The sequence below is a fragment of the Stenotrophomonas acidaminiphila genome (assembly GCA_002951995.1).
Lineage (GTDB): Bacteria > Pseudomonadota > Gammaproteobacteria > Xanthomonadales > Xanthomonadaceae > Stenotrophomonas > Stenotrophomonas acidaminiphila_A.
This window is the reverse complement of the sequence record CP019797.1, coordinates 3023540-3044530: the sequence shown is the minus strand read 5'-3', so window position 1 is coordinate 3044530 and position 20991 is coordinate 3023540. Positions and strand designations below refer to the sequence as shown.

The window sequence follows — 20991 nt, the reverse complement described above, 5'->3', positions numbered from 1 at the left end:
CGGGCACGGCACCGGAGAAGGCCACACACCGTAGGTGCCGGGCTTGCCCGGCATGGTGCCATGCAAAAAGCACGCGGTGCGGGATGGGCTTGCCCGGCACGGCACCGTGCGGAAGGGCGTGCAAAAAAGCATGCGGGGCAAGCCCCGCATCTACAGGACGGTATGCCATGCAGGCGCCGGGCTCGTGCGGCGCGGCCGGGCCGGTATCGGGATACGGATGGACGAACGCGTGATCAGCGCGGATGCCCGCCACACCGTAGGTGCCGGGCTTGCCCGGCACGGTGCCCTCGCCTGGCACGGTGCCATGCAAAAAAACACGCGGCGCGGGGTGGGCTTGCCCGGCACGGCACCGTGCGGGGAGGCGTGCAGAAAAGCATGCGGGGCAAGCCCCGCATCTACGGGTATGTCAATGCGGGTGCCGGGCTTGTGCGGGGCGGCCGGGCCGGTATCGGGATACGGATGGACGAACGCGTGATCAGCGCGGATGCCCGCCACACCGTAGGTGCCGGGCTTGCCCGGCACGGCGCCCTCGCCCGGCACGACGCCCTGCAAAAAACACGCGGGGCGGGATGGTCTCGCCAGGCACGGTGCGATGCGGGAGGGCGTGCAAAAAGCAGGCGGGGCAAGCCCCGCATCTACGGGGCGGGGTGGGCCTGCCAGTCGGCCTGGCCGGCGGCCAGGGTCCAGCCGATCAGCTCGGTGGTGGTCCGTGCCAGCGCGGTCTCGAACGCGGTGGCCACGCTGGGCACCGCGGTGTCGGCGGCGGGCTCGGCGACCAGGAAGGTGCGCGAGGCCACCACGCGCTGGTCCAGGCTGTGGATCAGCTTGGCATTGAGCTCGATGGTCGCCGCCGGGCGTGCGTTGCCGGCGTAGTCCGCCTCGAAGCGGCGCAGGTCGATGGCCAGCTTGTAGTCCGAGCGGATGCCGGTGGCGATGCGCGCCACCGCGCCGATCCGGCCGGAGTCCTCGAAGCCGCGCAGCAGCGCGTCCTCGAGCATGTCGGTGGCTGGTTGCGACCAGGTGGCGCCGCGGTAGACCTCCAGTTCGCCGGGGGTCGGGCGCACGTTGATGCGCGGGCTGTCCACCAGCCGCGCGGCGGCGGGCTTGGCCACGGCCAGTTGCCAGTCCACCCGTGGCCACGAGGCGTCCACCGCGACCCGCGCCTGCGGCGCGTAGATGGTGATCGGGTGGCGGTCGCCGCTGGCCAGCACCGCGCAGCCGGCCAGGGCCAGGACGCAGAAGGGGGCGAGTAGTCGCATCGACGGGAAGCGCTTCATTTGGGTTCGAACTCCTTCGGTGCATCGCGGCCGAGCAGGTAGCGCGCCGGGTTGTTCTCGAGGCGGTCGCTGACCCGGCGCAGGTCACGGATCAGCCCGCGCAGTTCGGTCAGGGTCGGGCCCAGCTGGGCCAGGCCATCGTTGGCGAAGCTGTTGATGGCCGCGCGGTTCTCGCCGAGGATCGCGTTGGCGTTGCCCGCGGCCGAATCGAGCTTGGCCAGGCTGGCGTCGAGCTTGTCCAGCGTGGCCGGCAACTGCCGCACCACGTTCTGGTCCAGGTGCTGGAGGGTACCGTTGGCGGTGGCCAGGGTGGTGTTGAGGTTGCGCGCGGCGTCGCGCGCTTCCACCAGCAGCGCCTGGGTGCCCTGGTCACGGTCAGCCAGGCCGCCGCTGACCGTTTCCAGGTGCGCCAGGGTGTTGGAGATGCGCTCCACGTTCTCGTCGCTGAGCAGCTGGTCCATGCGCTCGACCACGCGGTTGGCCACGTCGGTGATGTTCTGCAGCGCCGAGGGCGACGTCTGGATCGTCGGCACCTGCTCGCGGTTGACCGTGGTCAGCGCCGGCGCCTGCGGGCTGCCGCCGCTGAGCTGGATGATGGCCGGGCCGGTGATGCTGGTGATGGCCAGCTTGGCGCGGGTGTCGGTCTTGACCGGGGTGGTCGAGTTCAGCCGCAGCTTGGCGATCACCTTGCGCGGGTCATCCGGCGCCAGCGACAGGTCGGTGATCGAACCGACCGAAATGCCGTTGTACTGCACCGGGCTGCCGACCGACAGGCCGGTCACCGCTTCGTCGAACACGACGCGGTACTCCTGCCAGGTGCGGTCGGACGAATACTTGGCCGCCCACAACCCGAAGCCGAGCAGGGCCAGCGAGACGATGAGGGTGAAGGCGCCGATCAGGACGTAATGGGCTTTGGTTTCCATGGGGTCACGGCCGGGAAGGGGAGCGGGGAGCAGCGGACGCCGGTGCGCGGCCGCGTCCGGCCGGTGCGGGGATGAAGACTGCAGCGGGGCGGTGAAGGCGAAGCGATGGCAGCGGTTCATTCGCGCCCCCCGGCTTCGCGTTCCCCGCTGCTACGCGCGGCGCGTGCGCGCGGGCCGTGGAAGTATTCGCGGATCCACGGGTGGTCGAGGCGTTCGATCTCCGGCAGTGGCGCGTTGGCGACCACCTTGTGGTCGGCCAGCACCGCCACCCGGTCGCAGATGGCGTAGAGCGTGTCCAGGTCGTGGGTGATCAGGAACACGGTCAGGCCCAGCGCTTCCTGCAGGGTCTTGATCAGGCGGTCGAAGGCGGCCGCGCCGATCGGGTCCAGCCCGGCGGTGGGTTCGTCCAGGAACAGCAGCGGCGGGTCCAGCGCCAGCGCGCGCGCCAGCCCGGCGCGCTTGCGCATGCCGCCGGACAGCTGCGAGGGCAGCTTGTCGAGCGCATCGGCCGGCAGCCCGGCGAGTTTCACCTTCAGCAGCGCCAGTTCGTAATGCCAGCGCTCGGGCAGCTCCGGGTGGTGCTCCTTGAGCGGCACCTGCACGTTCTCGCCGACGGTGAGCGAGGAGAACAGCGCGCCGTCCTGGAACAGCACCCCGGTGTTGCGCTCCACATGCAGGCGCGCGGCCGGTTGGTCCGAGCGCGCGTCCACGCCCAGCACCTCGATCTGCCCGGCATCGGGGTACGCAGGCCGAGGATGGAGCGCATCAGCACCGATTTGCCGGTGCCCGAGCCGCCGACCACGCCGAGGATCTCGCCGCGGCGCACGTCCAGGTCCAGCCCGTCGTGCACGGTCTGGTCGCCGAAGCGGTTGACCAGCCCGCGTACGCGGATGGCCAGTTCGTCGCCGCCGGGCCTGTCCCTGGAGGGAATCGCCATCGTGCCGCCCCCTCACCAGTCCATGTGCATGAACCACAACGCGGCCAGCGCGTCGAGGATGATGACCAGCGAGATCGTCTGCACCACGCTGGAGGTGGTGCGCTCGCCCACCGACTGTGCCGTGCCCTGCACCTTGAGCCCTTCCAGGCAGCCGATCAGGGCGATGATCAGCGCGAACACCGGGGCCTTGGACAGCCCCACCAGCAGGTGCCGCAGCTGCATGGTCTCGTGCATGCGGGCGATGTACATCTGCGGCGGGATGCCCAGGTCGAACGCGCCCACGGTGACGCCACCGGCCAGGCCGGCGACCATGGCGATGAAGGTCAGCAGCGGCAGCGTCACCACCAGCGCCAGCACCCGTGGCAGCACCAGCAGGTCGATCGGGTCCAGGCCCAGGGTCTGGATCGCGTCGATCTCCTCGCGCGCCTTCATCGCGCCGATCTGCGCGGTGAACGCGCTGGCGGTGCGCCCGGCCAGCACGATGGCGGTCAGCAGCACGCCGAACTCGCGCAGGAACGCGATGTTGACCAGTTCCACCACGTAGATCTCGGCGCCGAAGTCGCGCAGGATGGTCGAGCCGAGGAAGGCGACCACCGCACCCACCAGGTAGGACAGCAGCGCGATCAGCGGTACCGCGTCCAGCCCCACCTCTTCCATCTGGTGCACGGTGGCGGTCAGGCGCAGGCGCCGCGGCTGCCGCAGCAGGCGCGCCAGCTTGGCCAGGTTCTCGCCGAAGAAGCCCACCAGCACCACGATGTTGCCGGCGATGGCATGCACCGAGCGGCCGAGCCGTTCCAGCGCCGCGGCCACGCCGTAGTCGCGCTGCGGTGGCGGACGCTCGTCGGCGACCTCGTCGATGGTGCACACCAGCGCGCGGTGCTCGTCGCGGAACAGCAGCGCATCGTCGCTCAGCCCGGCGCTGCGCGAGTAACGCAGCAGCTGCAGCACCCCGGCCGAATCGAGCTGGTCGATGCCGCGCGCGTCCAGCCCGCGTACCGGTGCCCGGATGTCGCCCAGCACCTGGGCCGATTGCAGGGCGGTGGACAGGGTCCAGCTGCCCGACAGCCGGAGTTGGCCGTCGACGTCCGGGTCCATCGCGCAGTGGGGCGGTTCGGCGTTCTTCATGGGGGCGTCCGCCGCCGAGCATACCCTGTCACCCCGTCGCGGGCCCATGAAGCGATCAAGCCGGCGCACTTCCGGGTGATACTAATGCGCATGTCCGCCGAATCCATCGCCTCCGTTTCCATCGTCCCCGGACGCGCAACCTATGCGCAGCGCGTGGCCTTCGTCACGGAGATCGCCGGCCGCCTGCATACCTACGGCACCACCGCGCAGCGGCTGGAAGCGGCGGTGGTGGCGCTGGCGCAACGGCTGGACCTGGATTGCGAGCCGTGGTCCAACCCCACCGGGCTGATCCTCAGTTTCAGCGACCCGACCCAGGCGATCGGCTCCAGCGACATCACCCGCGTGGTGCGCCTGGACCCGGGCAGCAACGACCTGCACAAGCTGACCCTGGCCGACCAGATCGCCGACGCGGTGGCGAGCGGGCAGATGAGCATCGCCCAGGGCCATACCGCGCTGCGCCGGCTCGACAAGCCGCCGACCTGGCGCGACAACGCGCAGATGCTGCTGTCTTTCTGCCTCGGCTCGGCCGGCGTGGCCGGCATGTGGCGGCTGCCGTGGCTGGACGTGGTCACCGCCGGTTTCACCGGCCTGCTGATCGGGCTGATGCTGTTCTACACCGACCGCCGCGTGGCCACCCGCGAGGCCAGCGACGCGCTGGCGGCGATGCTGGCCGGTTTCGTCGCGGTGCTGGTGGCGACCTTCATCGGTCCGTTGAACCAGAATTCGGTGATCATCGCCTCGCTGGTGGTGCTGCTGCCGGGCATGGCGCTGACCAATGCGGTCAACGAGCTGGCCAGCCAGCACTGGGTATCGGGCACCGCGCGTTTCGCCGGTGCGCTGACCACGATCATGAAACTGACCGTGGGCGCGATGATCGCGGTGACCATCAGCGACCTGATCGGGCTCGATCCGCTGGTGCGCGGCTCGCGCCCGCAACCGGAATGGGTGGAATGGGCCTCGGTGATGCTGGCCGCGTTCGCCTTCGCGATGCTGTTCCGCGCCTCGCGCCGCGATTATCCCTGGGTGATGGCCGCGTCGCTGGCCGGGTATGCCATTTCCCGTTATGGCGGGCAGCAGTGGGGCGGGCCGGCGGGGATATTCCTGGCGGCGATGATGCTGACCGCCGCCGGCAATCTGTTCGGTCGCGTGGTGCAGCGCCCGGGGGCGATCATCCGCCTGCCCGGCATCATCATGCTGGTACCCGGCAGCATCAGCCTGCGCGGGGTATTGAGCCTGATCCAGCAGCAGAACGTGAATGCCGGTGAGTCGGCGCTGCTGACGGTGCTGAACGTGGTGATGGCGCTGGTGGCGGGGCTGCTGTTCGGCAACCTGCTGGTGCCGGCGCGGAAGAATCTTTGAGCGAGGAGTGAGTGAAGAGGAGTGAGAAGTGAGAAGAAGCAAGAGCGATCTCCGCCTTCGCGGAGATGACGGCTTTTGCTCCTGCCTTTTCTCACTTCTCACTCCTCTTCACCCGCTCCTTGCCAATTAAAGAACGCCGGCATATGCCGGCGTTCTTTAATTGCCATCTTCCCGCCCTGATCACTTCTGGATCAGGAATTCCTCGACCTTGCGGCCGCCGGCGGTGTATTCGGCGAGCCAGCGCGGCTGCTTGCCGCGGCCGGTCCAGGTATTGGCGGCATTGGCCGGATCGCGGTACTTCGGCGCGACCTTCACACCCTTGCTGGCGCTCTTGGCCGGGGCCTTGGCGGCGCGCGGGGCGCGGCTGGCCTTGGGCGCGCCGGTGCCGAACAGCTCCTCAATGGTGTAACCGGCCTTCTGCGCGGTCTTGACCAGCTGCGCGCGGACCTTGGTGATGGGCTGGCGCTTGGCGACCACGCTCTTGCGCTTCTGCGCGTCGCGGATCAGGGATGCCAGTTCTCGGGCCGACAGGCCGCTGAGGTCAATACTCATCGAATCGCTACTCCGGATAATGGGGTGGGTATAGCCGATCCGTGGCAGCACGCAAAGCATAGCGGCTGTTTCACGGTAACGGCAACGATAATCTGGGCGTTGTGTTGATTACATGAGAAAAGGCCGGGTTTTGACCCCGGCCTTTTCCGTGGCGCACTTCCCCGTGCGTCACCCTTCGCGCGGCTTCGCCGTGGGAAACGGCTGCCGGGCTGTTGTTTCATGTCACCCGGCGATTTTCCGCAGCAGCCCGGCCTTGTCCAGGTTCTCGGCCTCGCTGGCCGCGCGCGCGCGGTATTCGTAGGTGCCCGCGGCCAGCCCGCGCTCGGAAACCACGATGCGGTGGGGGATGCCGATCAGCTCCATGTCGGCGAACATCGCGCCGGGGCGCAGCCCGCGGTCGTCCAGCGCGGCGTCGATGCCGGCGGCCTGCAGTTCGGCCAGCAGCGCTTCGGCGGCGGCGGTCACCGCGGCGTCCTGTTTCGGGTTGATCATGCACACCACCGCCTGCCACGGTGCCATCGCCACCGGCCAGATAATGCCGGCGTCGTCGTGGTTCTGTTCGATGGCGGCGGCGACGATGCGCGACACGCCGATGCCATAACAGCCCATCGCCATTACCGTGGCCTTGCCGTTCTCGTCCAGCACCGTGGCCTTGAGCGCTTCGGCATATTTGCGGCCGAGCTGGAACACGTGGCCGACCTCGATGCCGCGCGCGAGTTTCAGTTCGCCGCCGTCGCGGGCGCGGTCGCCGGCGACCACGTTGCGGATATCGGCCACGTCCGGCTCGGGCAGGTCGCGGCCCCAGTTCACGCCGGCGATGTGGAAACCGGGTTCGTTGGCGCCGACCACGAAATCGGCCAGCGCCGCCACCTCGCGGTCGGCGACGATGCGGATCGCCTTGCGCGGGTTGAGCGGGCCGAGGAAGCCGGGTTCGCTGCCGAGGTACTCGGCGATCTCCGCCTCGCTGGCCATGCGGTGGTCGGCCAGCCCCGCCACCTTGCCCAGTTTGATCTCGTTGACCTCGTGGTCGCCACGCACCAGCGCCAGCACGAAGGTGCCGTCGGCGCTCATCACCGCGACCGACTTGACCGTGCGCGGCAGGGCGATGCCCAGCAGCGCGGCGACGTCCCCGCAGGTTTTCTGGGTCGGGGTCTTGACCTTGCGCAGCGCCTCGGTCGCGGCCGCGCGCGGCGCCGGGTCGGCGGCGACGGCGGCCTCGACGTTGGCGGCGTAGTCCGAGCCGGTGGAGAACGCCAGCGCGTCCTCGCCGGAATCGGCGATCACGTGGAATTCCTGCGAGGCGTCGCCGCCGATCGCGCCGGAATCGGCCTGCACCGCGCGGAACTCCAGCCCCAGGCGGGTGAAGATGCGGGTGTAGGTGGCCTTCATGTTTTCGTACTCGGCCACCAGGCTGGCGTCATCCAGGTGGAAGGAATACGCGTCCTTCATCAGGAACTCGCGCGCGCGCATCACCCCGAAGCGCGGGCGGATCTCGTCGCGGAACTTGGTCTGCACCTGGTAGAAATTGACCGGCAGCTGCTTGTAGCTGGACAGCTCCTGGCGCGCGAAGTCGGTGATGGCTTCCTCGGCGGTGGGGCTGTAGCAGTATTCCTGCTCCTTGCGGTCCTTGATCTTCAGCAGCTGGCCGCCGAACTTTTCCCAGCGCCCGGTTTCTTCCCACAGCTCCCTGGGCTGGATGGTCGGCAGCTGCAGTTCCACCGCGCCGGCGCGGTTCATTTCCTCGCGGACGATGCCTTCCACCTTGCGCAGCACGCGCAGGCCCAGCGGCGACCAGGTGTACAGGCCCGAGGCCAGCTTGCGGATCATGCCCGCGCGCAGCATCAGCTTGTGGCTGACCAGCTCGGCGTCGGCGGGTGTTTCCTTGGTGGTGTGCAGGTGGAAACGGGAAAGGCGCATGGGGTGGCTTCACGGAACGGCGGACCGCCTATTCTGCCAGAAGCCCAGGCGCCGCAAGGCCCGGGGCGTCGCCTACTTCTTGCAGTAGGCGGCCGCGGCGGCCTCGGCCAGCTGCTTCTGCGCGCTGCGCTGGGCGTCGTCCAGCTGGGTGTCCGGCTTGCCGTCGCCGTTGGTGTCCTGCATCAGCGGGCCGCTGCCCTTGAGCAGCTCCAGGTTGTGCCGCGCCGCGGTGCACTCCGGCGCCTCGTCGGCCTTGGCCGGCTCGGCCGCGGCCACCGGCTCGCCGGAGGTGGTGATGCGGCGGGTCTCGTACTTCTGTCCGGCCGGCGGGCGCTCGGAGTACTGGGTCACGCCATTGGCGTCTTTCCACTTGTACAGGTTGCCGGTGCCGGCAACGGCACCACCGGCGGCGCCGGCCAGGGCCAGCAGGCAGCAGAAACGGGGCAGGGCGCGCATGGCGACTCCGGTCGCTTGACGGGACAGAACCCGATTGCAGCACCCGGTGACGCGGCTGGCAAGTCGATTAAACTGGCCGCATGGACCAAACCAGACCGCCGCCGCGCTCGCGCAGCATCTACCTGCTGCCGAACCTGTTCACCACCGCCGGGCTGTTCGCCGGCTTCTACGCCATCATCGCCGCCTCCAACGGCGACTTCGTCAACGCCGCCGTGGCGGTGTTCGTGGCCGGGGTCATGGACGGGCTGGACGGCCGGGTGGCGCGGCTGACCGGCACCAGCAGCGAGTTCGGGGTCCAGTACGACTCGCTGGCCGACCTGGTCAGTTTCGGCATGGCGCCGGCGCTGGTGATGTACCACTGGTCGCTGTCCTCGCTGAAGTTCGACGGCGAGGTGCTTGGCCGCATCGGCTGGCTGGCGGCGTTCCTGTACGCGGCCTGCGCGGCACTGCGCCTGGCGCGTTTCAACACCCAGGTGGGCACGGTGGACAAACGCTGGTTCGTGGGCCTGGCCAGCCCGGCGGCGGCGGGACTGATGATGTCCTTCGTCTGGGCGTTCGCCGACGGCAGCCTGGGCTGGAGCGGCGAGGAGCTGCGCTACGTGGCGCTGGCGGTGTCCATCGTCGCCGCGCTGCTGATGGTCAGCCGCATCCGCTTCTGGAGCTTCAAGGGCGGCAGCGAGAAGGACCCGCGCTCCGAGCGCGTGCCGTTCATGGTGCTGGCGCTGGTGCCGATCGTGATCGCCATCATGGTGGTGGACCTGCCGCGCACGCTGTTCGTGGTCGGCGTGCTGTATGCGCTGTCCGGGCCGCTGATGTGGCTGTGGCAGCGCTGGCGTCAACCGGCCAGCAGGGTGCAGTGAACGCGGCCGCGTCCACGCCGTTGTGGTCGCCGCAGCAGCAGGCGTGGCTGCAGGCGATGGGCTATTCGGTCTACCTGGAAGGCGGCGCGCTGGACGCGCCGCTGCCGCAGCCGGCGGCGCGCGGCGCACCGCCGCCGGTGCCGGATGCCGGCCCCGTCGCCGCGCCGGCACCCGCGCGCGCGGCCCCGCCGCCGCGGCGCGAGGCCCCGCCGCGCATGGCGCCCGATGCCCCCGCCGCCCCGCCCCTGGCGCGGCCCGCGCCGCGCCGCGCCGGGGTGCGCCTGCCCGACCGCCTGCAGATCGCGCTGCTGCGCGCGTCCGGCTGCAATCCGAACGACCCGCAGACCCGCGCGCTGATGGACAGCTGGCCGCTGGACGAGCTGCGCGCCAACCCCGCGGCCAAGCGCGCGCTGTGGCCGCACCTGCGCGAACTGCGGCGGAAGCAGCGGCAATGAACGCGGTGGCGGCGACGCCCGCGCCGGTCCTGCGCCCGATGCACGAGGGCGACCTGGACGCGGTGATGGAGATCGAACTGCGCGCCTATCCGTTCCCGTGGACCCGCGGCATCTTCCAGGACTGCCTGCGCGCCGGTTACCCGGGGCGGGTGCTGGTCGGCGACACCGGCCTGCTCGGCTATGGGCTGCTCAGCATCGCCGCCGACGAGGCGCACGTGCTCAACGTCTGCGTCGATCCGCTCCGGCAGTCGCGCGGGTTCGGGCGGCGGCTGCTGCGCGAGCTGGTGCAGGTGGCACGCGAGCACCGCGCGGCGCGGGTGTTCCTGGAGGTGCGGCCGTCCAATGCCGCGGCCATCGCGCTGTACCACAGCGAGGGCTTCAACGAGATCGGCCGGCGGCCGCGCTATTACCCGGCGGTGATCGGCCGCGAGGACGCGCTGGTGATGGCGATGGAACTGGTGGACGCGGACATCGCCCGCATGCCGCCGCTGTAGGCGGCCCGTTCACCCCAGCCGCAGCAGGACCACGCCGGCCACGATGAGCGCCGCAGCGGACAGGCGCCTGCGGTCGATGCGCTCGTTCAGCACCCGGGCCGAGATCAGCAGCGCGAACAGGATCGAGGTTTCGCGCAGCGCGGCGACGACCGCCACCGGCGCCTGGGTCATCGCCCACAGCGCGATGCCATAGGACGCGGTGGTGCCGGCGCCGCCCACCAGTCCTCGCCGCCAGTGGTCGCGCAGGTGCCGGCACAGCTGCGCGCGGCGGGTGGCCAGCGCCCACAGCGGCAGCGGCAGCCCGGACAGCAGGAACAACCACAGCGCATAGCTGGCGGCATTGCCGGACAGGCGCGCGCCACGCGCGTCGACCAGGGTGTAGGTGGCGATCAGCACGGCGACGGACAACGGCAGCCGCAGCTGCCGGCGGGCCGCGCCGCCGGCCATGCCGACGACGCCGGCGCTGACCACGGCGATGCCGAGCCAGGCCCCGGCGGTCAGTTGTTCGCCGAATGCCAGGCCGGCGGCCAGCGCCACCAGCGGCGGTGCGCAGCCGCGCATCAGCGGGTAGGACAGGCTCATGGTGGCGGCCTGGTAGGCGCGCGCGACCAGCACGTAGTAGCCGGCCTGCAGCAGCGTGGATGCGGCCAGCCACGGCCAGCTTGCCGGCGCCGGAAGCGGCAGCCACGGCAGCGCCAGCGCGGACAGCAGCGCGGCCCAGCCGGTGACCAGGATCGTGTTCAGCAGGGGGTCGCCACCGCGCTTGACGAGAGCATTCCAGCCGGCGTGCAGCAGGGCGGCGAACAGCACCGCGCAGAAGATCGCCAGCGACATCGCATGCCCGGGGTGCGGTGGAGCGCGCAGCATAGCCGCAAACACAAACGCCGCCCGCAGGCGGCGCTTGCGTCACCGCGGGGGCGGCCTACAGCTTGGCGCGCTGTGCCTGCAGGCCGGCCAGCTGGCCGTTCCAGTCGGCCAGGCGCACGCGCTCCTGTTCGACCACCGCCGCCGGCACCTTGTCGGTGAACCTGGACAGCTTGGTCTCGCTCTTCTCCTTCTCCGCCGACACCCGCGCGATCTCCTTGTCCAGGCGCGCGCGCTCGGCATCCAGGTCGACCAGGCCTTCCAGCGGCACCAGCAGCTTGAGCTCGCCGACGATGGCGGCCGCGGCCGGCGGGGTCTGCGCGTCGGCGGCCAGCCACTCGATGCGCTCCAGCTTCAGCAGGAAACGCAGCTGCGAAGTGAAGCGCTCCACCCGCGCCTGGTCCACGGCCTGGCCCCCCTGCAGCAGCAGCCGGACCAGCCGGGACGGCGGCACGTTCAGCTCGCTGCGCACCCGGCGCAGGGCGCTGACCATGGTCTTGAACCACTCCACGTCGGCCTCGGCCTGGGCGTAGTCGCCGCTGAACTCCGCTGCGGTCGGATAGGGGCGCAGCGACAGCGTGTCGACGGCGATGCCCAGGCGCGGCGCCACCTGCTGCCACAGCTGTTCGGTGACGAACGGAATCAGCGGGTGCAGCAGGCGCAGCACCGCTTCGAGCACATACAGCAGGGTGTGGCGGGTGCTGGCCGCATCGGCGGCGTTGTCACCGTTGAGCGCCGGCTTGGTCAGCTCCAGGAACCAGTCGCAGAACTCGTTCCAGACGAACTCGTACAGCGCCTGCGCCAGCAGGTCGAAGCGGTAATCGGCGAAATGCTGCTGCGCCTCGGCCGAAACCTTCGCCAGGCGCGAAAGAATCCAGCGCTCGGCGTCGGTACGCGGCTGCGGCGCGCCGCTGAAGCTGGCCCCTTCGGTGTTCATCAGGGTGAAGCGGCTGGCGTTCCACAGCTTGTTGCAGAAGTTCTTGTAGCCCTCGGCGCGGCTCATGTCGAACTTGATGTCGCGGCCGTGGGTGGCCAGCGCCGCGATGGTGAAGCGCAGCGCATCGGCACCGTGGGCGATGATGCCGTCCGGGAACTCCCGGCGGGTGGCCTTCTCGATCTTCTCGGCCATCTTCGGCTGCATCAGGCCATGGGTGCGCTTGGCGACCAGGTCGTCGATGCTGATGCCGTCGATGATGTCCAGCGGGTCGAGCACGTTGCCCTTGGACTTGGACATCTTCTGGCCCTGCGCGTCGCGGATCAGGCCGGTGATGTAGACGTCCTTGAACGGGATGTGCCCGGTGAAGCTGTCGGTGGCCATGATCATGCGCGCCACCCAGAAGAAAATGATGTCGAAGCCGGTGACCAGCACGTTCGACGGCAGGTAGCGCGCGAAGCCGCGCTGCGCCATGGCCGCTTCCTCCGGCCAGCCCAGCGTGGAGAACGGCCACAGCTGCGAGGAGAACCAGGTCTCCAGCACGTCGCTGTCCTGGGTGAGCGCCACGTCGTCGCCGAGCCCGGCCCGGGCGCGGGCGTCGGCCTCGTTGCGGCCGACGTAGCAGTTGCCGGCGTCGTCGAACCAGGCCGGGATGCGGTGGCCCCACCACAGCTGGCGGCTGATGCACCAGTCCTGGATGTTCTCCATCCAGTGGCGGTAGGTGTTGATCCAGTTGCCCGGCACGAACTTGATGCTGCCGTTTTCGACCAGCTCCAGGCCGCGCCTGGCCAGGCCGTCCATCTTCACGAACCACTGGTCGGTCAGGTACGGCTCGATCACCTGGCCGGTGCGGTCGCCGCGCGGCACCTGCAGCTTGTGCGCCCGGGTCTCGACCAGGATGCCCAGGTTTTCCAGCTCGGCCAGGATCACCTTGCGCGCTTCGTAGCGGTCCAGCCCGCGGTACTGCTCCGGCGCGTTCTCGTTGAGCGCGGCGGTCGGGGTGAACAGGTTGATCATCGGCAGGCCGTGGCGCACGCCGACCTGGTAGTCGTTGAAGTCGTGTGCCGGGGTGACCTTGACCACGCCGGTGCCGAACGCCTTGTCGACGTAGTCGTCGGCGATCACCGGCACGCTGCGGCCGGTCAGCGGCAGGGTCACGCGCTTGCCGACCAGGTGGGCGTAGCGCGTGTCCTCCGGATGGACCATGACCGCGGTGTCGCCCAGCAGGGTTTCCGGGCGGGTGGTGGCCACCACCAGGTAATGGCGGGTTTCGCGCAGGGTCTCGTTGCCGTCGGCGTCGAGCTCGACGTGCTCGTAGCTGGCCCCGTCTTCCAGCGCGTAGGCGATCGACCACAGGAAGCCGTCTTCCTCGACGCTTTCCACTTCCAGGTCGGAGATGGCGGTCTTCAGCACCGGGTCCCAGTTGACCAGGCGCTGGCCGCGGTAGATCAGGCCCTGCTCGTGCCAGCGCACGAAGGCTTCGATCACCGCCTCGCTCGGGCCCGGGTCCATGGTGAAGGTGCTGCGCGACCAGTCGGCCGAGGTGCCGAGGCGGCGCATCTGCCCTTCGATCACGTTGCCCGAGTGCGCCTTCCACTCCCACACCTTGTCGATGAAGCCGTCGCGGCCCAGCGAATCGCGGGTCTCGCCCTTGCCTTCCAGCGCCAGGTTGCGGCTGACCACCATTTCGGTGGCGATGCCGGCGTGGTCGGTGCCGACCTGCCACAGCGTGTCGTAGCCGCGCATGCGGTGGTAGCGGATCAGCGCGTCCATCAGCGTCTGCTGGAACGCGTGGCCCATGTGCAGGGTGCCGGTCACGTTCGGCGGCGGCAGCAGGATGGTGTACGGCTCGCCCCTGCCGGACGGCTTGAAATGGCCGGCTTTCTCCCACGCATCGTAGAGCGCGGTTTCGAAGGACTTCGGGTCGTAGCTGGAGGCGAGTTGGGTCATGCGGGGAAACCGGGTGGAAGGCGGGGAGGGGATCAGCGGAACGCGCCGGTTTTCAGCGCGCGCCTGATCTTCTGGTCGGTGTGGTACTGGCTGACCGCGTAGGCGGCCCAGATCGCGGCCGGAACCCAGCCGATCAGGGTGACCTGCAGGACCAGGCAGACGATGCCGGACAGCGGCCGGCCGATGGTGAAGAAGGCCAGCCATGGCAGCAGCAGGGCGATGAGCAGGCGCATGCGGGTCCCTTACATGTCGTGCTTGTTGAGCGCGTAGCCGGCGGCCTTGTACTGGCGCCAGCGCTCGCGCAGCGGTTCCCGCGCGGCCGGGTCGGCCGGCACCACTTCCAGCACCCGCTCGCAGCTGCCCAGGTACGGCTCGTCGCGCAGGTTGATCACCAGCGGCCGCTCCGGCGCGTCGGCGCCCGGCGCGGCGATCAGCACGATGGCTTCTTCCTCGTCCACGTCCTCGCCGACGATCTGGTGCGGGATGTAGGCGTCCGGGTCGAACGACCACAGCAGCTCGTCCAGTTCCTCGGCCTGCGCCGCGTCGCGCGCCAGCACCAGCGTGTACTGGCTGGTGTCGTTGGCCTTGCGCGCCAGTTCGCACACCAGCTTCAGTGGCTCGGTGAGGAAGCGGGGCTTGGCGATCAGGTAGAAGTCGGCACGGGTCAAGGCGGGTAACCGGAAGGGGAAAGGGAAGTGAACGGGGGCGGGGCGGGGAGCCGGCACGGGGAATTTCCATTCCCCGTGCCCGGTTCCCGGGTCCGGCTTCAGCCCACCCGGTCCAGCAGCCACTGCGCCAGCAGCCCGACCGGGCGGCCGGTGGCCATGCCGCGCTTGCCTTCATCGCTGGCCACGCCGGCGATGTCCAGGTGCGCCCAGCGCTGGCCCTCGGTGAAGCGCGACAGGAAGCAGCCGGCGGTGATGGCGCCGGCCCAGCGGCCGCCGATGTTGTAGACGTCGGCGAAGGTCGAATCCAGCATCGGCTGGTACTCGTCCCACAGCGGCAGGCGCCAGGCGCGGTCGAACACGTGTTCGCCGGCGGCGAGCAGTTCGTTGGCCAGGTCGTCGTGCTTGCTCATCAGGCCGGCGGTCTGGTGGCCCAGGGCGACCATGCAGGCGCCGGTCAGGGTGGCCACGTCGACCAGCGCGGCCGGCTCGAAGCGCTGCGCATAGGTCAGCGCGTCGCACAGGATCAGGCGGCCCTCGGCGTCGGTGTTGCCGACTTCGATGGTCTTGCCGGACATGGAGGTGATCACGTCCGACGGGCGGTAGGCGTTGCCGTCGATCGCGTTCTCCACCGCCGGCACCACCACCACCAGGTTCAGCGGCAGCCGGGCCTTGACCGCGGCGACGAAGGTGCCGATGACGTTGGCGCCACCGCACATGTCGTACTTCATTTCCTCGATGCCGCCCTGGGTCTTCAGGTTGACGCCGCCGGTATCGAAGGTGATGCCCTTGCCGACCAGCACGTAGGGCTTGGCGTCGCCGCCGTTGTTCCACTTCAGCACCACCAGCTTGGGCCGGTTGGCCGAGCCGCGGGCCACCGCCAGCAGCGAGCCCATGCCGAGCGCTTCCATCTGCTGCTCGTCCAGGATCTCGGCCTGCGCGCCTTCGTGCTCAGCGGCGAACTTGACCGAGGATTCGGCCAGGTAGGCCGGGGTGCACAGGTTCGGCGGCAGGTTGCCCAGCTCGCGGGCGTACTCGACGCCGGCGGCGATGGCCTGGCCCTGCGCCAGCGCGGTCTCGTCGCTGCCGCTGATCGCCAGGGTTTCCAGCCCCGGGGCGTCGGGCTTCTTCTTGCCCAGGGTGGCGGTGTAGCGGTAGCTGGCATGGTTGGCGGCGATCACCGCCTGGCGGATGTTCCAGGCCGCGTCGCGGCCCTTCACTTCGAGCTCGGCCAGGGTGAACAGCGCGCTGCGGGTGATGCCGCTGCGCAGCGCGCGGGCGGCGTCGCCCACCGCCTTGATGTACTGCGCCACGCCGAACTTGGCGGGGTCGCCCAGGCCGACCACCAGCACCCGCGGCGCGGCCACGCCGGCCAGGTCGTGCAGCACGGTGGTGTTGCCGGTCTTGCCGCCGACGTCGCCGCGCTCCACCAGCGCCGCGAGGCGGCCGCCCGAGGCGGCGTCGAGCGCCTGGGCCGCCGGCGACAGCGACTTGTCCGAGAAGGCGCCAACGATGACGCAGTCGACCGCGGCCGAGGCCGGGGCGGCGTGGTTCAGGGTGAATTGCAGAGACATTGATCAGATTCCATTGCCAAATCCGTACAATCGCGGACTGTTTCCACCCCTCCAGACCGGCCGGGCGCGCCGCGAACGAAACCGGGAGTTTAAACCACCCACCCCATGGCGAAGCTTGACCGCTACCTGCTGAGCGACTTCATCCAGAGCTTCCTGGCGACCCTGACCGTGCTGCTGGTGGTGAGCGTGGGCGGGGTGCTGGTGGACATCCTGGGGCGGATTGCCGACGGCCGCATGCCGGCCGGGCTGCTGCTGTCGCAGTTGGGCCTGCAGTTCATCGTCTACCTGCCCATCATCCTGCCGCTGGCGCTGCTGCTGGGCCTGTCGCTGGCCATCGCCCGGCTCTACCGGGACTCGGAAATGGCGGTGCTGACCGCGGTCGGGGTCGGCCCGCGGCGGCTGCTGCGGCCGGTGCTGATGCTGGTGGCGCCGGTGGTGGCGGTGGTCGGGGCCTGCTCGCTGTGGCTGGGGCCGTGGGCCAACCGCACCGCCGACGCGATGGTCGAGGCGGCCAGCCGCAGCGTGGTGGTGGCCGGGCTGGAGCCGGGCAAGTTCACCCAGCTCTCCGGCGGCGGCATCGTCTACCTGTCCTCGCTGAACGAAGACGGCACGAAGATGGGCAAGGTGTTCATCCAGCGGCAGAAGGACGGGCGCATCGACGTGGTCTCGGCCAACAGCGGCAGCATGTTCTTCGAGGGCGAGCGCCAGCGCTTCCTGCGGCTGGAGGACGGCCACCGGGTCGAGGGCCCGGAGAACGGCGCGCTGGACTACCGCCTGATGCGCTACGCCAGCAACGAGGTGGCCCTGCCGGACCGTGACGAGCCGCGCGGGCAGGACGACCCCGAGGTGCTGCCGACCCTGCGCCTGCTCGGCGACGAGCGGCCCGAGGCCCAGGCGCAGCTGCACTGGCGCATCACCCCGCCGCTGCTGGCGCTGGCCTTCGCCCTGCTGGCACTGCCGCTGTCGCGCAGCACCCCGCGGCAGCAGCGCTACGGAAGCGTGATGCTGGCCTTCCTCGGCTATGTGGTGGGCGTCAGCCTGATGATCAGTGGCCGGCAATGGCTGGCCAACGGTACCCTGCCGCCCGCGCTGGGCATGTGGTGGCTGACGGTGCCGCTGCTGGCGCTGGCGCTGTGGATGTACTTCCGCGATGGCCGGCTGTCGCGCCGCAGGGGAGTCCGCGCATGATGCTGCGCCCGCGCATCCACGATTTCTACGTCGGCCGCACGGTGCTGCTCACCGTGCTGCTGGCGTGGGCGGTGCTGACCGGGTTGGACGCGATGCTGTCGCTGTCCGGCGAGGCCAAGAACATCGGCACCGGCAGCTATACCTTCGGCCATGCCGTGGCCTGGAGCGCCTACACCCTGCCGCGCCGCGCCTACACGCTGTTCCCGATGGCCGCGGTGATCGGCGCGCTGATGGGGCTGGGGCAGCTGGCCGCGACCTCGGAGCTGACCGCGCTGCGCGCGCTGGGCCTGTCGCGGCGCCGGATCGCGCTGTCGGTGGCCATCGCGCTGTCGCTGCTGACTGCGGTGATGGTGGTCAACGGCGAAACCCTGGCGCCGTGGGCGCAGGAAAAGGCCGATGCGCTCAAGGCCAGCGCCAAGTTCAATACCGACATGGCCGTGGCCCGCTATTCCGGGTTGTGGGCGCGCGAGGGCGACACCTTCCTCAATGCGCAGAGCGGCGAGGAACAGCTCAGCGACGATGGCGGCACGCGCCTGCTGCTGCATGACGTCCGCCTCTACCGGCTGGACGCCGACGGTCGCCTGGCCAGCCTGACCCATGCGGTCACCGCCCGCCACGACGCCAGCGGCTGGACCCTGGAGCAGGTGCGGCGCGACACCTTCGGCGAGCGCTCGGCCAGCCGCCAGACGGTGGCCAGCGAGCCCTGGGACTCGGCCCTGGATGCGGCGGCCCTGGCCTCGGGCCTGGCCAAGCCGCGCAGCCTGACCGCCGCCGAGCTGCGCACCAGCATCGAGTACCGCAAACGCAACGGGCTGGATGCGCGCGACTACGAGGACACCTACTGGAGCCGCTGGTTCTACCCGGTGAACGTGCTGGCGCTGTGCCTGGCCGCGGTGCCGTTCGCGTTCGGCTCGCTGCGCAGTGGCGGCATGGGCAAGCGCCTGTTCCTGGGCATGCTGTTCGCGCTGGGCTTCCTGCTGCTGCAGATGTTCTTCGGGCGCATGGCCGGCGCGCTCAAGTTCGACTACCGCATCGCCTACGCGCTGCCGCCGGTGATCATGCTGGCGGTGTCCGGCTGGCTGTTCAGGCGGCGCTCGAGCTGAGTCCGCGCCGCACGCGGGCTGATGCGGCGGGTGCCGCGCGGATGCTGCCGGGCGCACAAGGCCGAACGCGCCGGTTGCGCTGCCGCCGTCGCGCGCCGGGTCAATGACGGCCGGGCTGCTTGCGGTGATTACCGGTCGGGGAGATGCGGCAGCCGGGTGTTGCCCGGGCGGCCGTGCCGCACCGCGGGAAACCGCAAGTACCGGTTGCCCAGCCGCGCCGCCACGCGCCGAGGTAATGAAGGGTGGGCTGTTTGCGGTGATTACCGGTCGGGGACGTGCACCAGCCGCGTGTTGCTCAGCCGGTCATGCCGCGCCGCAGGGAACCGCAAGTACCGGTTGTCCAGCCGCGCCGCCACGCGCCGAGGTAATGAAGGGTGGGCTGTTTGCGGTGATTACCGGTCGGGGACGTGCACCAGCCGCGTGTTGCTCAGCCGGTCATGCCGCGCCGCAGGGAACCGCAAGTACCGGTTGTCCAGCCGCGCCGCCGCGCGCCGGGGTAATGAAGGGTGGGCTGTTTGCGGTGGTTACCGGTCGGGGACGTGCACCAGCCGCGTGTTGCTCAGCCGGTCATGCCGCGCCGCAGGGAACCGCAAGCACCGGTTGCCCAGCCGCGCCGCCGCGCGCCGGGGTAATGAAGGGTGGGCTGTTTGCGGTGGTTACCGGTCGGGGACGTGCACCAGCCGCGTGTTGCTCAGCCGGTCATGCCGCGCCGCAGGGAACCGCAAGCACCGGTTGCCCAGCCGCGCCGCCGCGCGCCGGGGTAATGAAGGGTGGGCTGTTTGCGGTGGTTACCGGTCGGGGACGTGCACCAGCCGCGTGTTGCTCAGCCGGTCATGCCAGGTCAGCCCGTCCCGATCCACCAGCGCCCACCAGAACCCCAGCCCGCCGCACAGCAGCGACAGCGTGCCCAGCGCATAGCGCTTCCACAGCAGGGCCATTGATGGCGGGCCGTCGGTGCCCTGCACGTACAGCCGCCACGGACGCATGCCCAGGGTCTGCCCGCCGCGCCTCCAGCTGAGCGTCGCGTATCCACCGGCGACCACCCAGCAGCACAGCCACAGCAGCCACTGCAGCGGGCTGTAGGGGGCGATGTTGTGGTGGGTGTTGCCGCCGCTGGCGACCACGTCCAGCAGGGTGAACGGCACGGCGGTGAGCATCCACAGCGCCAGCACCGGCCACAGGTCGTAGAACAGCGCCGCCAGCCGGCGCAGCAGCAGTGGCGAGGGGCGGGGCGGGGCGGCGGAATCGGCGTTCATCGCGCGAGCATACGGGCTGGCGTGCGCGATGTGGATGGGCAGCGGTGCCGGCATTGCCTATCCTGCGCGCCATGACGTCGCCTTCCACCGCCGCCGAACGCCGCCAGCGGGTGATGCAGCTGCCGCCGCCGCGCGAGGCCGATGGCCGCCACATCCAGCGCTTCCTCGATGCGATCTGGGCCGAGCAGGGGCTGGCGCGGGCCACGCTGGACAGCTACCGCAGGGACCTGGAAGGGCTGGCGCGCTGGGCGAACGCACGCGCCGGCGACGCCGCGGGCGCGTCGCCGCCGGGACTGCTGGCCGGCCTCGACCGCGCCGGCCTGTTCGATTACCTGGCATGGCGCACCCGCCACGGCTGGTCGCCGCGCAGCAACGCGCGCCTGCTGTCGGCGCTGCGCGCGTTCTTCGCCGACTGCCTGCGCCGCGGCGAGCGCGACGACGATCCTTCCGCGTTGCTGGAGCCGCCCCGGTTGCCGCGGCCGCTGCCCAAGGCGCTGGCCGAGAGCCAGATCGAGGCGCTGCTGGCGGCGCCGGACATCACCACGCCGGAGGGCCTGCGCGACCGCGCCATGCTGGAACTCATGTATGCCGCCGGTCTGCGTGTGAGCGAGCTGGTCGACCTGCCGGCCAATGCCGTCAACCTGCGCCAGGGCGTGCTGCGGGTGACCGGCAAGGGCAGCAAGGAGCGGCTGGTGCCGCTGGGCGAGGAATCCCGCCACTGGCTGGAGCGCTACCTCGCAGACGCGCGCCCGGCGCTGGCGGCGGGCCGGCCGGTGCAGGCCACGGCCGACGGCCAGGTGCCGCTGTTCCTGACCCGTGCGCAGAAGCCGCTTACCCGGCAGCAGTTCTGGGCGCTGGTGAAAGCCAGCGCGGCGGCGGCCGGTATCGACCCGGCGCGGATCAGTCCGCACGGCCTGCGCCACAGCTTCGCCACCCATCTGCTCAACCACGGCGCCGACCTGCGCGCCCTGCAGATGCTGCTGGGCCACAGCTCCCTGTCCACCACCCAGATCTACACCCTGGTCGCCCGCGAACACCTGCAGAAGCTGCACCGCACCCACCACCCGAGGGGGTGAGGCAGGCCGCTTGCGCGGCACTGCCG

Annotated in this window: 19 protein-coding genes and 1 pseudogene; 7 read left to right on the top strand and 13 right to left on the bottom strand. The window is 70.3% G+C overall.

Annotation, left to right across the window (positions count from 1 at the left end):
* Positions 1-635: 635 nt before the first annotated feature.
* The 4 genes and pseudogenes from B1L07_13565 to B1L07_13550 form a co-directional block, all read right to left on the bottom strand.
* On the bottom strand, positions 636-1277 hold the full coding sequence (locus B1L07_13565) for an ABC transporter (protein AUZ55940.1): 642 nt from the start codon (positions 1275-1277) through the stop codon (positions 636-638).
* On the bottom strand, positions 1274-2200 hold the full coding sequence (locus tag B1L07_13560; protein ID AUZ55939.1) for an ABC transporter substrate-binding protein: 927 nt from the start codon (positions 2198-2200) through the stop codon (positions 1274-1276). Before B1L07_13560 ends, B1L07_13565 begins: the two co-directional genes overlap by 4 nt.
* Before the next feature lie 116 nt (positions 2201-2316).
* Positions 2317-3137, bottom strand: a pseudogene (locus B1L07_13555) (ABC transporter ATP-binding protein).
* Between the two features lie 12 nt (positions 3138-3149).
* On the bottom strand, positions 3150-4262 hold the full coding sequence (locus B1L07_13550; GenBank protein AUZ55938.1) for an ABC transporter permease: 1113 nt from the start codon (positions 4260-4262) through the stop codon (positions 3150-3152).
* A gap of 90 nt (positions 4263-4352) precedes the next feature.
* Between B1L07_13550 and B1L07_13545 the strand changes: the two genes are divergently transcribed.
* Complete coding sequence (locus B1L07_13545) at positions 4353-5621, top strand: hypothetical protein (GenBank protein AUZ56609.1); 1269 nt, start codon at positions 4353-4355, stop codon at positions 5619-5621.
* Positions 5622-5801: 180 nt separating this feature from the next.
* Here the strand turns inward: B1L07_13545 and B1L07_13540 are convergent, their stop codons facing one another.
* The 3 genes from B1L07_13540 to B1L07_13530 form a co-directional block, all read right to left on the bottom strand.
* Positions 5802-6173, bottom strand: coding sequence for a DNA-binding protein (locus B1L07_13540; GenBank protein ID AUZ55937.1), 372 nt, complete (start codon positions 6171-6173; stop codon positions 5802-5804).
* Positions 6174-6395: 222 nt separating this feature from the next.
* Positions 6396-8090: a proline--tRNA ligase gene (locus B1L07_13535; GenBank protein AUZ55936.1), complete on the bottom strand. Its 1695-nt coding sequence runs from the start codon at positions 8088-8090 to the stop codon at positions 6396-6398.
* A 72-nt stretch (positions 8091-8162) separates the two neighbouring features.
* Positions 8163-8546, bottom strand: coding sequence for a DUF4124 domain-containing protein (locus B1L07_13530; protein ID AUZ55935.1), 384 nt, complete (start codon positions 8544-8546; stop codon positions 8163-8165).
* An 80-nt stretch (positions 8547-8626) separates the two neighbouring features.
* On the opposite strand from B1L07_13530, the gene B1L07_13525 reads away from it, so the two are divergent.
* The 3 genes from B1L07_13525 to B1L07_13515 are packed head-to-tail and all read left to right on the top strand — an operon-like array spanning position 8627 to position 10355.
* Positions 8627-9406: a CDP-diacylglycerol--serine O-phosphatidyltransferase gene (locus B1L07_13525; protein ID AUZ55934.1), complete on the top strand. Its 780-nt coding sequence runs from the start codon at positions 8627-8629 to the stop codon at positions 9404-9406.
* The gene (locus tag B1L07_13520) at positions 9403-9861 is read left to right on the top strand and encodes a hypothetical protein (protein AUZ55933.1); all 459 of its coding nucleotides are present in this window, start codon (positions 9403-9405) and stop codon (positions 9859-9861) included. Before B1L07_13525 ends, B1L07_13520 begins: the two co-directional genes overlap by 4 nt.
* Positions 9858-10355, top strand: coding sequence for a ribosomal-protein-alanine N-acetyltransferase (locus B1L07_13515; GenBank protein ID AUZ55932.1), 498 nt, complete (start codon positions 9858-9860; stop codon positions 10353-10355). The genes B1L07_13520 and B1L07_13515 overlap by 4 nt, the downstream gene beginning before the upstream one ends.
* A 9-nt stretch (positions 10356-10364) precedes the next feature.
* Here the strand turns inward: B1L07_13515 and B1L07_13510 are convergent, their stop codons facing one another.
* The 5 genes from B1L07_13510 to B1L07_13490 form a co-directional block, all read right to left on the bottom strand.
* Positions 10365-11189, bottom strand: coding sequence for an EamA family transporter (locus B1L07_13510; GenBank protein AUZ55931.1), 825 nt, complete (start codon positions 11187-11189; stop codon positions 10365-10367).
* Positions 11190-11277: 88 nt separating this feature from the next.
* Positions 11278-14103 (bottom strand): valine--tRNA ligase, encoded by a 2826-nt coding sequence (locus B1L07_13505; GenBank protein AUZ55930.1) that lies wholly within the window; start codon positions 14101-14103, stop codon positions 11278-11280.
* 32 nt (positions 14104-14135) lie between these two features.
* A complete protein-coding gene (locus B1L07_13500) occupies positions 14136-14336 on the bottom strand; it encodes a proteolipid membrane potential modulator (protein AUZ55929.1) in 201 nt (66 codons plus the stop codon).
* A 9-nt stretch (positions 14337-14345) separates the two neighbouring features.
* A complete protein-coding gene (locus B1L07_13495; protein AUZ55928.1) occupies positions 14346-14771 on the bottom strand; it encodes a DNA polymerase III subunit chi in 426 nt (141 codons plus the stop codon).
* Positions 14772-14869: 98 nt separating this feature from the next.
* A complete protein-coding gene (locus B1L07_13490; GenBank protein ID AUZ55927.1) occupies positions 14870-16342 on the bottom strand; it encodes a leucyl aminopeptidase in 1473 nt (490 codons plus the stop codon).
* 105 nt (positions 16343-16447) lie between these two features.
* Between B1L07_13490 and B1L07_13485 the strand changes: the two genes are divergently transcribed.
* Together B1L07_13485 and B1L07_13480 are read left to right on the top strand one after the other, a co-directional pair.
* On the top strand, positions 16448-17530 hold the full coding sequence (locus B1L07_13485) for an LPS export ABC transporter permease LptF (GenBank protein AUZ55926.1): 1083 nt from the start codon (positions 16448-16450) through the stop codon (positions 17528-17530).
* Positions 17527-18633, top strand: a complete 1107-nt coding sequence (locus B1L07_13480; protein ID AUZ55925.1) for an LPS export ABC transporter permease LptG — start codon at positions 17527-17529, stop codon at positions 18631-18633. Before B1L07_13485 ends, B1L07_13480 begins: the two co-directional genes overlap by 4 nt.
* A gap of 788 nt (positions 18634-19421) precedes the next feature.
* On the opposite strand, the gene B1L07_13475 is transcribed toward B1L07_13480, so the two are convergent.
* Positions 19422-19889: a hypothetical protein gene (locus B1L07_13475; protein ID AUZ56608.1), complete on the bottom strand. Its 468-nt coding sequence runs from the start codon at positions 19887-19889 to the stop codon at positions 19422-19424.
* A gap of 71 nt (positions 19890-19960) precedes the next feature.
* Here B1L07_13475 and B1L07_13470 point away from each other — a divergent pair, with 71 nt between their 5' ends.
* Positions 19961-20965 (top strand): site-specific tyrosine recombinase XerD, encoded by a 1005-nt coding sequence (locus B1L07_13470; GenBank protein AUZ55924.1) that lies wholly within the window; start codon positions 19961-19963, stop codon positions 20963-20965.
* The last annotated feature ends 26 nt before the right edge of the window (positions 20966-20991 follow it).